General features: G+C 70.1%; 15 protein-coding genes and 1 tRNA gene. 10 read left to right on the forward strand and 6 right to left on the reverse strand.

Translation table 11 applies throughout. The features are described from left to right. Positions 1–292: 292 nt before the first annotated feature. The 4 genes from JOD51_RS04035 to JOD51_RS04050 form a co-directional block, all read right to left on the reverse strand. Complete coding sequence (locus tag JOD51_RS04035) at positions 293–2,704, reverse strand: bifunctional metallophosphatase/5'-nucleotidase (protein ID WP_204607133.1); 2,412 nt, start codon at positions 2,702–2,704, stop codon at positions 293–295. 152 nt (positions 2,705–2,856) lie between these two features. After that, complete coding sequence (locus JOD51_RS04040) at positions 2,857–4,671, reverse strand: thiamine pyrophosphate-requiring protein (protein ID WP_204607134.1); 1,815 nt, start codon at positions 4,669–4,671, stop codon at positions 2,857–2,859. Between the two features lie 55 nt (positions 4,672–4,726). Next, the gene (locus JOD51_RS04045) at positions 4,727–5,650 is read right to left on the reverse strand and encodes a sugar phosphate isomerase/epimerase family protein (protein WP_204607135.1); all 924 of its coding nucleotides are present in this window, start codon (positions 5,648–5,650) and stop codon (positions 4,727–4,729) included. Beyond that, the gene (locus JOD51_RS04050; RefSeq protein ID WP_204607136.1) at positions 5,647–6,864 is read right to left on the reverse strand and encodes a Gfo/Idh/MocA family protein; all 1,218 of its coding nucleotides are present in this window, start codon (positions 6,862–6,864) and stop codon (positions 5,647–5,649) included. Before JOD51_RS04050 ends, JOD51_RS04045 begins: the two co-directional genes overlap by 4 nt. Positions 6,865–6,967: 103 nt before the next feature. Here JOD51_RS04050 and JOD51_RS04055 point away from each other — a divergent pair, with 103 nt between their 5' ends. The 8 genes from JOD51_RS04055 (at position 6,968) to JOD51_RS04090 (ending at position 11,738) form a co-directional block, all read left to right on the forward strand. Beyond that, positions 6,968–8,389 (forward strand): glucose-6-phosphate dehydrogenase, encoded by a 1,422-nt coding sequence (locus JOD51_RS04055; protein WP_204607137.1) that lies wholly within the window; start codon positions 6,968–6,970, stop codon positions 8,387–8,389. 64 nt (positions 8,390–8,453) lie between these two features. Beyond that, positions 8,454–9,239, forward strand: a complete 786-nt coding sequence (locus JOD51_RS04060; RefSeq protein WP_204607138.1) for a dienelactone hydrolase family protein — start codon at positions 8,454–8,456, stop codon at positions 9,237–9,239. 93 nt (positions 9,240–9,332) lie between these two features. After that, a tRNA-Arg gene (locus JOD51_RS04065) sits at positions 9,333–9,405 on the forward strand. Between the two features lie 161 nt (positions 9,406–9,566). Beyond that, complete coding sequence (locus tag JOD51_RS04070; RefSeq protein ID WP_204607139.1) at positions 9,567–9,779, forward strand: hypothetical protein; 213 nt, start codon at positions 9,567–9,569, stop codon at positions 9,777–9,779. 4 nt (positions 9,780–9,783) lie between these two features. Continuing rightward, on the forward strand, positions 9,784–9,990 hold the full coding sequence (locus tag JOD51_RS04075) for a helix-turn-helix domain-containing protein (RefSeq protein WP_204607140.1): 207 nt from the start codon (positions 9,784–9,786) through the stop codon (positions 9,988–9,990). 151 nt (positions 9,991–10,141) lie between these two features. Next, a complete protein-coding gene (locus JOD51_RS04080) occupies positions 10,142–10,660 on the forward strand; it encodes a hypothetical protein (RefSeq protein ID WP_204607141.1) in 519 nt (172 codons plus the stop codon). After that, positions 10,657–10,896, forward strand: coding sequence for an AAA family ATPase (locus tag JOD51_RS17650; protein ID WP_204607142.1), 240 nt, complete (start codon positions 10,657–10,659; stop codon positions 10,894–10,896). Before JOD51_RS04080 ends, JOD51_RS17650 begins: the two co-directional genes overlap by 4 nt. A 566-nt stretch (positions 10,897–11,462) precedes the next feature. Further along, positions 11,463–11,738 carry a hypothetical protein gene (locus JOD51_RS04090; protein ID WP_204607143.1) on the forward strand — a complete coding sequence of 92 codons (276 nt, stop codon included), beginning with the start codon at positions 11,463–11,465 and terminating at the stop codon, positions 11,736–11,738. A 17-nt stretch (positions 11,739–11,755) separates the two neighbouring features. Here JOD51_RS04090 and JOD51_RS04095 read toward each other — a convergent pair whose 3' ends face one another. Continuing rightward, a complete protein-coding gene (locus JOD51_RS04095; protein ID WP_204607144.1) occupies positions 11,756–12,592 on the reverse strand; it encodes a hypothetical protein in 837 nt (278 codons plus the stop codon). 817 nt (positions 12,593–13,409) lie between these two features. On the opposite strand from JOD51_RS04095, the gene JOD51_RS04100 reads away from it, so the two are divergent. After that, entirely contained in the window at positions 13,410–13,637 is a 228-nt protein-coding gene (locus JOD51_RS04100) for a hypothetical protein (protein ID WP_204607145.1), read from the forward strand. Between the two features lie 5 nt (positions 13,638–13,642). Further along, on the forward strand, positions 13,643–14,068 hold the full coding sequence (locus JOD51_RS04105) for a hypothetical protein (RefSeq protein WP_204607146.1): 426 nt from the start codon (positions 13,643–13,645) through the stop codon (positions 14,066–14,068). A 123-nt stretch (positions 14,069–14,191) separates the two neighbouring features. Here JOD51_RS04105 and JOD51_RS04110 read toward each other — a convergent pair whose 3' ends face one another. Beyond that, on the reverse strand, positions 14,192–14,782 hold the full coding sequence (locus JOD51_RS04110; RefSeq protein WP_204607147.1) for a pyridoxine/pyridoxamine 5'-phosphate oxidase: 591 nt from the start codon (positions 14,780–14,782) through the stop codon (positions 14,192–14,194). Position 14,783: the final 1 nt, after the last annotated feature.

Below are 14,783 nucleotides of genomic sequence, written 5' to 3' on the forward strand. Positions count from 1 at the left end.
CGCCCGGAACTGAGAGGGGTGTCCTCCGCCGTTTCCCTGGAGGCGGAGGACACCCGCGCCGCGGGGTCCGATCGGGCGGAACCACCGTCCGGCGACCCGGCACGACGCATCGCGCGTGGCGACGGATGCAGCGTACCGCGGTGACGTGCGGAAACCGACCGCGCTGACCGCGCGAGACCGACGGATCCGGGGGACGGGCCTCCCGGCCGCCGGCCCACGCGGGACGGGCCCGCCCACCGGTCGGTGGACGGGCCCGTCGACTGCGTCGTGGCCGGGAGGCGCGTCAGCCCTCCTAGCGCTCGCTCACGTCGTGCGCGTCACGCTTCCGGCGGACCACCAGCAGTGCGGTCAGTCCGGCCAGGAGCAGCAGCCCGGCCGCGACGGCCGGAGCGGCGAGCTCGGCACCCGTGTAGGCGAGGGCACCGCCGTCGGTGGCGTCGATCCCGCCGCCGGCGATCGGCACGACACCGGTGCCGGTGCCGCCGAGTCCGGCATCACCGGGGGTCCCGCCGGGGACGGGGGTCGGCGTCGGGTCGGAGCCGTCGGTGGGGGCGCCCGGATCGGTTCCGGGGTCCGTACCGGGGTCGGCGGCGACCGCGAGCGGGATGGTCACGGCGAGGGTGATCCGCTGCCCGTTCGGCAGCGTGACGACGAGCGGCTCGTCCGAGGTCTCGACGGCCGTCGCGGCCAGGCGCGAGGTGGCCGGCGTCGGGTCCGCGGGCTGGGCGACGCCCGGCTCGGGGACCGTGAACGTCAACGACGCACGACCCTGCTCGTCGGTCTTGTCGACCACGGTGGTGTCGACCGGGCTGGTGGCGAGCACCTGGTCGCCGGCGGAGACCGAGACGTCGCCGCTCTGGTCGCCGGCGTTGCTGAACACCAGTGAGGACAGGTCGACCGTCACGTCGTCACCCGGCTGGAAGCCGCCCTCGGGGACCGGCGTCGTGCGGACACCGATCGAGCGCTGGTCGATCGGCACCGTCACCTCGGGGTGGGCACGGAAGTACTCGACCTGTGCCTCGAGGTCGACCTTGCCGCTGTCCTGCTTGACGGTGGCCTGCTTGAACGCGGCGAAGTTGTCGCCGCCGCCCGCGAGGAACGAGTTGACGGTCACCTTGTAGGTGGTCGTCGCGCCGACAGCCTCACCGTCCAGCGTCATCGACGTGATGCGGGAGCCGGCGGCGGCCTGGGGGTCGTACGTGGAGGCGAAGCCGTCCGAGGCGCCGAGCTTGAGGAACGGACGGGACGCGGTCGACGGCTGCCACTGCTGTTCGAGTGCCTGGCGGATCTGGTCACCCGTGAGGTCGAGGACGACCAGGGTGTTCGCGAACGACTGGACCACCGCCGCCTCCTTGTACGTCACCGGGCCGGCTGCCATGTCCGCGCGGAGTCCGCCCGAGTTCATGAACGCGATCTGCGAACCCTGTCGATCGGTCGCTTCCCGCTGGACCTCGGCGACGAAGTTGCCGAGCGTGGACTCGCCACCCCGGTTCTCCGAGCCGTCGGTCTGGACGGCGCGCCGCATGTCGCGGTCGATGGTGCCGAGTTCGACCGCCCCCTGCACGTCCGCTTCGGCGACCGCTGCGTCGACGGTCTGCTGGACGCCGGCGTCCGGCGTGAAGGTGCCGTCGACGAGGCGGACGTTCTCGGCGAGGCTCGGGGTGACCGTGCCGTCCGCGGCGACCGTGAGCTGCACGTGTCCGAGGTTGAACCCGTAGGAGCCGGTCTGGATCACCGGACGCGGGGTCGTGCCGCCGTCGGGGACGACCGAGTGCACGTAGGTCTGGTGGGTGTGCGCGGACAGGATCGCCGAGACCTTCGGCGTGACACCGTGCACGGCTCGAGCGAAGTCGGAGCCGTTGTCCAGGTCGCCGGCAGCCGCGGACTCCGCTCCGTCGTGGACGAGGAGCACGAGCACGTCTGCTTCGCCGTTGGTGTCGTCTCCGTCGGTCAGGTCGTCGGCGACGCTGTTGACCTCGGTGGTGATGTCGCCCATCTCGAGTCCGGCGATGCCGTCCGGGCTGACGAGCCCCTGCTTGACGAGGTCGACCGTGGCACCGATGAACCCGACGCGCTTCCCGCTGATCTCCTGGATCGAGTACGGGTCGAAGGCAGGCTCGCCGGTGGCGCTGTCCAGGATGTTGGCCGAGATGTAGTCCCACTTGGCGTTGCGGGCGCCGTCCGGCCCGATCACGCGGTCTCGGAGGTCGTCCTGGCCCTTGTCGAGCTCGTGGTTGCCGATCGCGCTGACGCTGAGGTCCATCTGGTTGAGGACGTCGATGGTCGGCTGGTCCTGCTGGATGAAGGACTCGAACGTCGACCCGCCGATGTTGTCACCCGAGCTGACGAAGGCGGACGTCGAGGGGTCCGGCCCGCGGAGCTGGTCGAGTGCGCCGGCGAGGGTGGCCGCACCGGCGGCGTCCCCGTCGCGAGGGGTCGGCTTGCCCGCGGTCTGCGAGATCGACCGCGTGATCCGGCCGTGGAAGTCGTTGACGTCGTACAGGTCGATCGTCGTGTCACCGGCTGCCGCTGCCGCTGCCGCTGCCGCTGCGGTGGCGGCCGGCGTGGTGGTGGCCGGCGTCTCGGCGGCAGAGGCGGTGGTCGGTGCGCCGAGGGCGACGAGGACCCCGGCGGTGGCGAGGGCGGTGCCGGCGACGATGCCGCGCCTCCGCCTGGTGGTCTCGGGGGTGTGGGACGGGCTCATCGGTGTGAGGACTCCTGGTGTGGTGGTTCCGCCCCCGGACGGGGGACGCGACCTGCCGAACCTACGAGGATCCACAGGCGACACGCCAGACCAGGGTCGGCGGCGTCACATGATGTTCAACTGGCCGTGACGCCACCGTCCCACGAACCCGGTCAGTCGCGGCCGAACGCACCCTTCGCCCGCTCGACGACCTCGGCGGCCATCGCCTTCGCGGAGTCCTTCACGACGTCGAACTCCACCGGGTCGCCCTTCAGCAGGCTCTTCGCGGTGTTCATCGCGTACTCGGCGGTGATGTGCGGCGGCAGCGGCGGCACGCTCCGGCTGACGTACGCGTCGATGAGCGTGACGCCCTGGTGCGCGAAGGCCCGCTCGACGGCGGCGTCCACCTCGTCGTCGCTGTGCACCGCGATGCCCTGGAACCCGAGCAGTTCGGCGTACCCGGCGTAGTCCATCGTCTCGACGTCCTGCGAGCCGCGCCACATCGGGTTGCCGTCCTCGGTGCGCATCTCCCACGAGACCTGGCCCAGGTCGTCGTTGTGCATCACCACGATGACGAGCTGCTTGTCCTGCCAGCGGTCCATGTACTTCTTCACCGTGATGAGCTCGTTCATGCCGAGCATCTGGAAGGCACCGTCACCGATCGTGCACACCGCCGGCCGGTCCGGGAACGCGAACTTCGCGGTGACGGCGTACGGCATCGCCGCGAGCATCGTCGCCAGTCGGCCGGACATGTCGCCGTGCATGCCGCGACGCAGTCGGATGTGGTGGCCGTACCAGTCCGCCGTGGTGCCGGCGTCGCAGGTGACCGTGACGCCCTCGGGCAGCCGCTCGTTGACGGCGCGGACGACCCGGCGCGGGTTGACCCCGTCGCTGTACGCGACCTCGGCCTGGCGGCCCATCTCGGCCTCCCACTCACGCATCTCCTCGGCCAGCTGCTCCTGCCAGCCCAGGTCGTCCTTCTGCTCGAGCAGCGGCAGAAGGGCGTCGAGCGTCGCACCGACGTCGCCCCACATGTTGAGCTCGTTCGGGTACCGCAGGCCCAGCTGCTCGGGCTTGATGTCGACCTGGATGCCGCGGGCCTGCCCGACCTTCGGCAGGTACTCGCCGTAGGGGTAGTTCGTGCCGAGGAGCACGATCGTGTCGCACTCCTTGATCTGGGTCAGGCTCGGGCGCGACCCGAGCAGACCGACCTGCTGCGTGTGGAACGGCACGTCCGAGGGCACGACGTCCTTGCCGCGCAGCGCGGTGATGATCCCGGCGCCGGCCTTCCCGGCGGCGGCGAGCACCTGGTCCGTGGCACCGCGTGCTCCCGCGCCGACCAGGAACGTGACCTTCTCGCCGGCGTTGATGATGTCCGCCATCTTCCGGATGTCCTCAGCCGGCGGCGTGATCCGGGTCGAGGCCGGGACGTCGCTCGACCGCGAGACCCAGTGCTCGGCGCCGGGCTCCGACCAGGGCATCGCCTGCACGTCGTGGGGGAGCACGACCACGGCCGGCTGCTTCCGGAGCATCGCGGTGCGGAAGGCGGTGTCGATGACGACCCCGGCGGCGTCCGGCGTCGTGATGGTCTGCACGTAGCAGGCGACGTCGGCGAAGACCCGCTCCAGGTTCGACTCCTGCTGCGTGAACGTCCCGACGGCGGCCAGGCCCTGCTGCCCGACGATCGCAACGACGGGCTGGTTGTCCATCTGCGCGTCGTACAGGCCGTTGAGCATGTGGAAGGCGCCGGGGCTCGACGTGGCGATGCAGACGCCGACCTCGCCGGTGAACTTCGCGTGCGCGGTCGCCATCAGCGCCGCGATCTCCTCGTGCGTCGGCCGGATGTACTCGACACCCTCGCCCGCACGGTCGGCCTTGCCGAGGGCGCCGTCGAACTCGCCGATGCCGTCACCCGGGTAGCCGTAGACGCGCGTGACGCCCCATGCCTTGATGCGGTCGAGGACGAATTCGCTGACGTTCTGGCTCATGCGTCCAGGGTGCTCCGGAGCGCCCTCAGGATTCCCAGCACCGCGGCGTCTGCACCTACTCGACCGCGATGAGCGGCCGGAGCGTCCGGTGTGCGATCCGGAGGCCCTCCAACACCTTCTCGTCCTCCCCGCCCCAGAGCGGGTCCTCGTGCTCGACGCTCAGCGTGCCGTCGAAGCCCGCCTCGTACAGCCGGTCGACCACGTGCGGCCAGTCCACGACCCCGCGACCCGGTACGCGGAACCGCCACCAGCCCATGTCCCACGGGTCGTCGCCCTTGTCGACCTTGCCGAAGAAGCCGTACCGGTTGCGGTGCTCCGGGAACAGCTCGAGGTCCTTCGCCTGCGCGTGCACGATGTGCTCGGCGAACGGCAGGATCGTCTCGACCGGGTCGATGCCGATCCACGTCAGGTGCGACGGGTCCCAGTTCAGGCCGAAGCCGAGCCCGGTCACCCACTCCCAGAGCTCCGGCGAGTACGCGATGTTGCCCGGGTAGCCGTCCGGGTGCCAGCCCTCCATGACGCAGTTCTCGATGATCAGGCGGACCCCGCGCTCCCCGGCGTAGTCGAGCAGCTCGGGCAGGACCCGGTCGCCCTCGGCCATGTTCTCGCGGACGCTCTTGGTGTTGTCGCGGCCGATGAACGTGCCGACGTAGGGGATCCCGAGGCGCTGTGCGGCGTCGACCGCGTGCTTGAGGTGCGTGCGGACCTCGTCGCGCCGGGCCGGGTCCTGGTGCAGGTTGTTCTCGTAGTACGCCAGCGCGGAGATCTCGAGCCCGGTGCGGTCGAGCAGCTCCCGCGTCGCCTGGACGTCCTCGTCGGTGAGGGTCGACACGGGCAGGTGCGCCGCCTCGAAGTCGCGGCCGCCGGTGTCGGGCCAGACGGCGACCTCGAGCCGTTCGTAGCCCTGCCCGCTCGCGAAGTCCGCGATGCGGCCGAGGTCCCACCCGGGGAGACAGGCGGTCAGCATGCCGAGCTTCATCGGATCTCCCTCCAGGCGCGGTCGCCGGCGCTGGCGACCACGGTGTCGATGATGCGTGCCGACCGGGCGCCGTCCGCGAAGGTCGGCAGCCCCTCGGGTGCGGTGCCCGTCGTGACGGCCGTGTAGGTGTCGGCGACGAACGCGGCGAAGGCGTCGACGTAGCCCTGCGGGTGTCCGGACGGCACGACCGCCAGTCGGCGCTGGTCGGGGGAGCCCTGGGACGGGTCGCGGACGACGATCTGCGCCCCGGTCTCGTTGCCGAACCAGGCGGACTCGGGCTGCTCCTGGTCGAAGGCCGCGGAACCGAGCATGCCGTCCACCTCGAACCAGAGCCGGTTCTTCCGGCCGGCCGAGACCTGCGAGATGACGACGTTGCCGATCCGGCCGCTGCCGGTGCGGAACGTCGCGACCGCGGTGTCCTCGGTGGTGACCTCGGCGCGCTCGCCGGCGTCGGCGATCGGGTCCGGGTCCGGGGTGCCGGAGAACGACGGCCCGGAGGCTGCGGGTCGGGTCGGGTGGACGATGTCGGTGACGGCGCTGACCGAGTCGAACTGCTCGCCGGTGACGAACTCGACCAGGTCGCACCAGTGCGAGCCGATGTCCGCGAAGGCCCGCGACTGTCCGCCCGCGCCGGAGTCGACCCGCCACGAGGACGCATCCGAGTCGAGCATCCAGTCCTGCAGGTAGTGACCGTGCACGGCGAGCAGTCGGCCGAGCTGGCCGTCGGCGATGCGGGAGCGGATCTCGCGGACCATCGGGTGGTACCGGTAGACGAAGGGCACGCTCGCCACGACACCGGCCTCGGCAGCGGCCCGTTCGAGCTCGTCGGCCTGCTCGGCGGACACCGCCAGGGGCTTCTCGCACACGACGTTGATCCCGGCGCGGATCACCGCGAGGGCCTGCGGGTGGTGCTGGTCGTTCGGCGTGCAGATGTGCACGACGTCCGGGCGGTCGGCGATCACGGCGTCCAGGTCGGCGTACCCGTGCTCCAGGCCGAGCTGCTGGGCGACCTGCTCCGAGCGCTCCCGGTTCCGGCCGAGGACCCCGACCACGTCGGCACCGGCGGCACGCGCAGCCCGGACGTGCACCGCGGCGATCATGCCGGTGCCGACGACCGCGACCCGGAGCCGTCCGCCCTGCGGTGTCGTCGCCCGTGGTGGACCGGCCAGCTGCTGTCCCACACCGGGTGCGTGGACGTTGCCCTCTGTCGTCATGGTGCTCCCTCGCGCCGTGTCGACGCTCCCGCGCGTCCACACCGCCACCACCGTAGCGCCGCGGACCGGCCCCGTTCGGGATCCGATGAGTACGGTCTGGGGCATGGCGAGCCTCCAGACCACACTGCTCATCCTCGGAGCCAGCGGCGACCTGTCCAAGCGGCTGCTGCTGCCCGGCCTCGCGACGCTCCTCGACGTCAAGGAGGACTGGGAGATCCAGCTCGTCGGCGCCGGTGTGGAGGACCTCTCGGACGCCGAGTGGAAGCAGCTGGTGCACGACGCGTTCGAGAACGCACAGGCGTCGAAGAACGAGGAGGACGAGGGCGCGACCGGCGAGACGGCGCTGTCCCCGCGCCTCCAGGCCGTGGTCGACGCATCCTCGTACCGCAAGGCCGACGTCACGTCCCCGGACGACCTGACGACCCTGCTCGGGGACTGCCGCTTCGACCCGGCGATCTACTTCGCCCTGCCGCCCGCGGTGACCGAGAAGAGCTGCGAGCAGCTGGCGAAGCTGGACCTGCCGGCACACACCCGGCTCGCCCTCGAGAAGCCGTTCGGCACCGACGCCGCGAGCGCAGAGCACCTCAACGACCTGCTGCACTCGTTCCTGCCGGAGTCGCGGATCCACCGTGTCGACCACTTCCTCGGTCGGTCCACGGTGCTCAACCTGCTCGGCCTGCGCTTCGCGAACCGCATCATCGAACCCCTGCTGTCCTCCCAGCACGTCGAGCGCGTCGACATCGTCTACGACGAGACCCTCGGACTGGAGGGACGTGCCCGCTACTACGACAAGGCCGGCGCCCTGGTCGACATGATCCAGAGCCACCTGCTGCAGGTGATGGCGGTCGTCGCGATGGAGGCGCCCGCATCGATCGACGCGGAGGACCTCCGGACGCAGAAGGAGCTCGTCCTCCGCGCCGTCCGCCCGTGGGGTGGGGACCCGCTCACGGCGGGCAAGCGCGCCCGGTACACGGCCGGCACGGTGGGGGACCGCTCGATGCCGTCGTACGTCGACGAGGACGGGGTGGACCCGTCGCTCGGCACCGAGACCCTGGCGCAGCTGAAGCTCGAGGTCGCGAACTGGCGCTGGGCCGGGGTGCCGTTCACCCTGCGCTCCGGCAAGGCCCTCGGCAAGCAGCGCCGCGAGATCCTCATCACGTTCAAGGACTCGCCGCACGTGCCCGACGGCCTGACCGGGGCGCACAAGCCGGACCGCCTGTGCATCTGGATCGCGCCGGACGAGATGCAGCTCGAGCTCAACGTCAACGGCCCGGGCGACCCGTACACGATCGACCACACCGCGCTCGAGGTGACGTTCAACCCCGGTCGGCTCAGTGCCTACGGGGAGGTGCTCGCCGGGGTGCTCGAGGGCGACGCGACCCTGTCCGTCCGCGGTGACAGCGCCGTGCAGGGGTGGAAGGTCGTCGAGCCGTTCCTGCAGCTCTGGCGCTCCGGCAAGGCCCCGCTCGACGACTACGCGGCCGGGTCGGGTGGGCCGGAGGACTGGGACAACGTCGACTCGTGACAGCGCCTCGTGACACCGCCTCGTCGCGGTGTCTCGTAGCGGGGCAGGCGTAGCGTTCGGAGACGTGACCACGACAGACGACGTCCTGCAGACCGTTCCCGAACCCGCCGGTGCCGACATCCGTGTCGAGACCGTCCACTACGACTCCGAGGGCACCGACCTCGAAGGGGTCCTGGCCAAGGACGCAGCCATCGCCGGTCCGCGCCCGGCCGTCCTCGTCATCCACGACTGGCACGGGGTGAACGAGCACGTCGAGGCACGCGTGACGATGCTCGCGCGCCTGGGCTACGTGGCCTTCGGCGCCGACGTCTACGGCGCCGGCGTCCGCCCGGGCGACGACACCGCCGCCGAGGTGGCCGGTCGTTTCTACGGCGACAACGCCCTGTTCCGCACCCGCCTGCTCGCCGGACTCGACCGCCTGCTCGCCGACCCCGACGTCGACGCGTCGAAGGTCGTCGTGATGGGCTACTGCTTCGGCGGATCGGGTGCGCTCGAGCTCGCCCGCACCGGTGCCGATCTGGTCGGGGCGGTCTCGTTCCACGGCGGCCTCATCGCGCACGACCCCTCGGACGCGGACCAGATCCGCGCGAAGCTCCTGGTCCTCACCGGCGGTGCGGACCCGGTCGTGCCGGACGAGGCCGTGCACGCCTGGCAGGACGAGATGCGTGGGGTGTCGCACGTCGACTGGCAGGTCGTCACCTACGCGGACGCCATGCACGCCTTCGCCGTCCCGGGCACCGACGCACCGGACCACGGTGCGCAGTACCAGGAGCGTGCCGACCGTCGTTCGTGGCAGGCGCTGCAGGTGTTCCTCGCCGAGGTGTTCGACCAGGAGCCGACCGTCGCCTGAACCGAGCGACACGCCGGAGGGTCGGGCTCGGTCCCGTCGATTGGCGCTGTGAGCGGAGCTGTTGTAGAGTCTTCCACGGCTCGTAAGGGCCACGCGCTCGTAGCTCAATGGATAGAGCATCTGACTACGGATCAGAAGGTTGGGGGTTCGAGTCCCTTCGAGCGCACAGCACCAGAGCACCACGAAGGCCCCGGAGATCGTCTCCGGGGCCTTCGTCGTTCCCGGGTGGCGGGCCGCATACCGGCACGCCGCGTCGGCACGACCTGGGTGATCGAGGACGGAGGGCGGCACGAGGTGTCCCGCGCTCCGCGCCCGATGGGTGTCAAGATGCGTGCGCTGCTGCTCCGTGCCCTGCGCGATCAGAGCGTGGTCGGACTCACCGGCGCGGATCGGATCCGGGTCGCACGGCACCTGGCTGCCCTCCGCACCGCCGAAGATCCGGCGTCGCTCCTCCGCGCCTGGTTCCGCGGCGACGTCCCCACGGGATGGTCGCCGGGCGAGTTGATGGTCAGCCAGGCTCACGAGGGGCGGCACGCCTGAGCGCTTGGCCCGTGCGATCATCGACGAGCGGCTGATCCGACAGCTCTCGCGCGTCGAACTCGCGGCCTGCGCCGGCGTCACACCGGACGTGGTGGCCGATCTCGAACGAGGGCGCCCGGGCGTCGGCCTCTACGCGATCCGGAGCGTCCTCCGAGCGCTCGACGTCGAGCCGCTCGCCCTGCCGCCGGTCACCACGGAGGCGGGCCGATGAGCAGCAGGGGACCTGGCGTCCTCGCCGCGTGGCTGGAAGGCCTTTACGTCGGGGAGTTCGCTCGCTCAGAACACGGCAACGTCTCATCTCGTCACGCCCCCGATGCACATCGGGTGCGTTCGTCCCCTCCTGGAGGATTTCGCACTCGACATTGACGGAGCGCGCGCCGTGCATACAGATTCTCGGCCTCCTGACTTGGGTTTCGCTATGGTCGGCTGATGGCGACCGGTTCACCTGGAAGGACACGCACCTCCAGACGGAGGCGGACCGCCTCGCACGCCGCGTCGCGCAGGTCACTGGGCAAGGACTCCAGTCACTCGCTGACGACGTCACCATGGCCGGCGCGCGACGTTCCGTGTTGTTGACACCGCCGGAGCTCAACCCCGTCCCGGCGCAGCTGCGACACGACACGGGGGAGAGCGTCTTTCGGGTGCACCGCGCGGAGCAGTACACGTCCGCGAAGACTCTCCGCCTCGAAAAAGTCGTCCTCGACGCCGCTCGTACCGTGGGTGGTTTCCGCATGTCGGACGCTGACTTCGACGCGGCGATCGCACGCTTCAACGCACGCGCCGTCGCCGACGGCGGCCACGAACTCAACGGCGGCCAGCTCAAGCTCGCCCACCGGTTCGCGAACGGTGGACACCGCATCGCCGTGCTCTTCCCGGTATGAACCCCGCCGGCACCGGGAAGGGCACCGCGATGCGGGCCACGATCTACGCCGTCGAAGAAGGCGGCGGCAGGGTCCTCGCAATCGGCCCAACCGGGAAGGCCGAGCAGGTCCTCGGCCGAGAACTGGACACCGACTCCGATACCGCGCACATGCTCCTGCAGGCGCACGCCACGGGAAACGCACCGTGCAGCCCGTCCTCGACCGGTACCGCATCGATCACAACACGCTCCTGCTGATCGACGAGGCATCGATGGCGGGGACCCCCGAGTTCGGCCGGCTGCTGGCCCTTGCGGACAAGCACGGCGCTGCGTCGCCTGCGCGGCGACCCAGCCCAGCTCGGCTCCATCGGCGCCAGCTGAGTCCTGCGGCTGCTGGACCGTGAGACCGGTGTGGCGCCTGACACAACGGTCCACAACACACACTGACGCTGCCCAGCCGTCGACCGACCGCACCGCGTCCGCGGACGCATCCGAGCGCGTCGCCGGCGAGCCCGCGGCGTTCGCTCAGGCAACGGTCCATTGGATCCTCCGGCGGCCACTCCCACCGCGGAACCCATCGAGGAGACGGCACCCAACGCGCACAAGGCCATCCGCCGGATGGCCAACGCCCCGGATGGCCTCGTAGACGCCCTCCCCGACGCCGGGCTGCCGCCGCGGCACAATCTGCGCATGAGGGCGCGCAACAGACCGAGGCCACGAAGCGGAACACGTACGACCAGTCCGGCCCCCGCCAGGATCAGAGCGGCCCGCATCGCCACATGTAGCTCAGAGCTCGTCACAGGCTTGTCGAGGAAACTGGAGCCATGAGCGCATGGGTGAAACTCAGCACGACGACCGGACCACAGATGGTGAACCTCGACCGCTTCGACCAGGTCTGGGTAGAGAAGGCGGGCCTTCCTAGCGACGACTACGAGCTGCATGTCCGCAGCGCCGAAGCGGGCACCAAGCGATTCTTCTTTGCCCCTGCGGACGCCACCGATGAGCAACTCGCCCAGCGGTGGCGGCTGCTCGCCGGCGTCGCGGGGATCCCGTCCTTCGGACAAGCGCCCCTGTTCCCTAAGCAGGCTACTGACCGGTAGTCCCGCTTCTAGCAGGACTACCGGTACTCGACCGATCCGTCAACGAGCTGGGGGGTCTGGCCCTTTGAGGCCGCCTGCAGCGCCTCGGCGATCGACTGGTTCAGCTTCGGCAATCCGGTGTTGATCTCACCTCGCGTCGCACCGACAGCCCACGCGAACCCGCGGATAAGGTTCGTGACCAGCTGCGCGATGTCTACCATCGAGTTCTTCTCCAAGAACTTGATACCGACCTCGTCTGCCGAGCCCACCGGATGCACCTTGTACTCCATCGTTTCGCCGCTGCCGAACGGGAACCGCAGAACTCCACCGTGCTTACGCACCCTGTCCTCGTCGGCAATCCTGCCAACGACCGGCATCACACCCCGATCTTCTCGGATCTCTTTGAACTGGGAAGCGGTCGCATCCAAGAAGGTGTCGCCGGCGAGGAGGCCCACGTGGCCTGCAACCATGTCGTCAACAACCCGGGGCTCTGGCGAACCGTAGGAGACACCGGCCGACGGTATCGCTACTTCAATGGCGACCAGGTCCGCCTGAACGCCGAAGGACTGCAACGCGGCCACGAGGACCATGCTCGCCACCAGGCATTGATTCGCGTTACGGTGCGGCGCTTGCGCAAGATACCAGGCCGCCATCCCGAGATAGGGCAACCGGTCGGCGGGCATCACGGTGAGTAGGCCTTCGAGTTGCTTTTCGTCGACGGCAAGCGCCCCCGGGCTGAATCGCGGGGCTGCGGCTTTCGCTTTGCGCTGCTCAACAGCGGGCGAAGGGCCTGTGGTCCCCGCGGCCCGACGTTCTGCCTTTTGCCTACTTGCCTTTCCCATCGCATCCCCCTGATTGACGCTGCTGCTACTCATCGAACAGCGTATCGACCAATCAGCCCGTTAGGACCTGGATCGGTTCCCTCACCGTGTCCTGGCTGAGGGCACGCACCGATGCTTCTGCGGCACGCTCCAGATGACCAGACGTATCGTCGGTGGTGACCACGCTGCGGTTTCGAACAAGCAGCTTCCCGTCCACGTCGAGAGGGCCCCACGGACGGCGGGACGATCGTACCGATGACGGCGGCCGCGACGAGAGCCGCGGTGATGCCGATGTTCTGCTTCGTTCAGCGTCTCATTGAGAGCACCCTTACCGGTCAGTGCCGTCGTGTTCCTGCGGAGCAGTGACGTCGCGCAGGATCTGTCGAACGCGGACGGTGAGAGGCCGGCTTCCTGCGCCACCCGGTGGTGGCCGACGTCGAGTGCTGCTTCCTCGATCGCGAGGTCTCGGCCCTTCCGTGCTGCCTAGTACGCGGCGACGGTCCGGTGGTCCTCGTCGATACCGCCGGTTACCGCGCCGGCAATCTTCTTCACGACGCTCACCAGACCCTTACCGTCATCGGCTGCCCAGCGCCGCGGCAGGACACCAGGAACGAGCTCACGGCCACCGGGTACGGCGGGCCTTGAGCGGCGTGCAGCCACTGCTCTGCCCATGGCGCGGCGGAAGCAGAAGGTGCGACGGGAGGAACGTCGTGCGCGGGCCGAGGTCGAACGTGTGGTCGCCGATCAGGAGCGGGGAGCGTACAGAGCACCCGACCGGCGAGACTGCTCACCTCGGGCGTGGTACCAGAGTGTCGACGACGCGGACACCAGCCGGATGGATCACCGATTGTTCCGGTCCGCAGGACAGCTCGTGGACTTCGCGATCCTCGTGCTCTCGCTCGACATCGACGGGACCTGGATCGAACGCGCACGTGCGGACTGCTGTCATGGGCATGTTCACCTGCACCACGTCACCGGCGAGGTGCAGAGCATCGGACCATTGCACAACGAGGATGACGTCGCTCGGCTCTTCGACACCGCGTCCGCGCTCGTGACCAAGTACGCGATTACACTGCGGGACACGAAAGGGAAAGAGTGAGCGCGATGACCGACCTCGATGCATTCAGACGTGAGATCGATCGCTCCTTGGCGATCGGTGATCTCGCGGACGTCGACCTCGACGTCGTGGACGTGGACGGGCGCTCTCCCGTCGTCGTCGCGCTCGAGGACGAGCGCCTGCCGGTCCTGCTCCGTCGCGTCGAAGCAGTCGGAGGCTACGCCAACGTGTTCGTCAAGACGCAGGCTGGTGTCCGTCGAGTGGCGGTCGTGGACATCGATGGTGCCCTCGACGTCCGGTCGGCTGATGACATGCGGGCGACCGACGAGCAGCCCAGTGCCGAGTGTTCTGTCGGCACCTTCGTGGACTACCTCGCGGCGCACACCGGCGGGGTCGTTCTCCCGGCGCGACTCGCAACGGCGGCACGGGGCCCGCTGCCTGCGCGGCAGGTGGACATCGTCACGGCTGGCTGAGGAGGGAGCAGTCGGATCTGGCCGGAGGTTCTCGATCATCCGGGCGGCTCTCCGCGACACGGCGCTTCCAGGTCGGGGCGTCGACGAGGGCCGGTGCGGCAGACCCGGCAGACTCGGCAGTCCTCAGCCCGGCCACACCTCGCTCCGCCACACCCCACAGGCGTCCCGCTCGTACGCCAGCCGGTTGCTCGGCCCGTCCGCCGCCCCGGTCCAGAACAGCATCCGCAGCGGCGTCAGGGCGAACCCGCCCCAGGTCGGCGGTGGCGACAGCGGAGCGTCACCGTGCTCCCGCTCGAACGCCGCCCACCGGACCCGGCGGTCCGCCTCGGGCGCGACCGCCAGGTCGGTGTCGTTGAGCCAGGCGAGCACCTGCAGGTACCGGGAGCGCGCGTCGTAGGCGATCCGGGCCTCCCGGTCGGTGACCGGTGCGACGTCTCCGGTGACGGTGAGCTGGCGGGCGACGTCCGGCCAGTGGATCGTGACGGAGGCCCGTGGCACGGCCGCCAGTTCGGCCGCCTTCCGGCTGCGGGTGTCGGTGTGGAAGTGCAGCCGCTGCCCGTCGAACGCGGACAGCAGGACCGTCCGCGCCGACGGGTAGCCGTCGAGGCCGATGGTGGCGAGCGTCATCGTCGGGGTGACGCCCGACCAGGTCGCCGGCAGCCACGACGCGGCCAGCGCGAGCGGGTCGGGTGCGCCCGACACCGCGCCCGTCACC

This window comes from Curtobacterium herbarum, from assembly GCF_016907335.1.
Lineage (GTDB): Bacteria > Actinomycetota > Actinomycetes > Actinomycetales > Microbacteriaceae > Curtobacterium > Curtobacterium herbarum.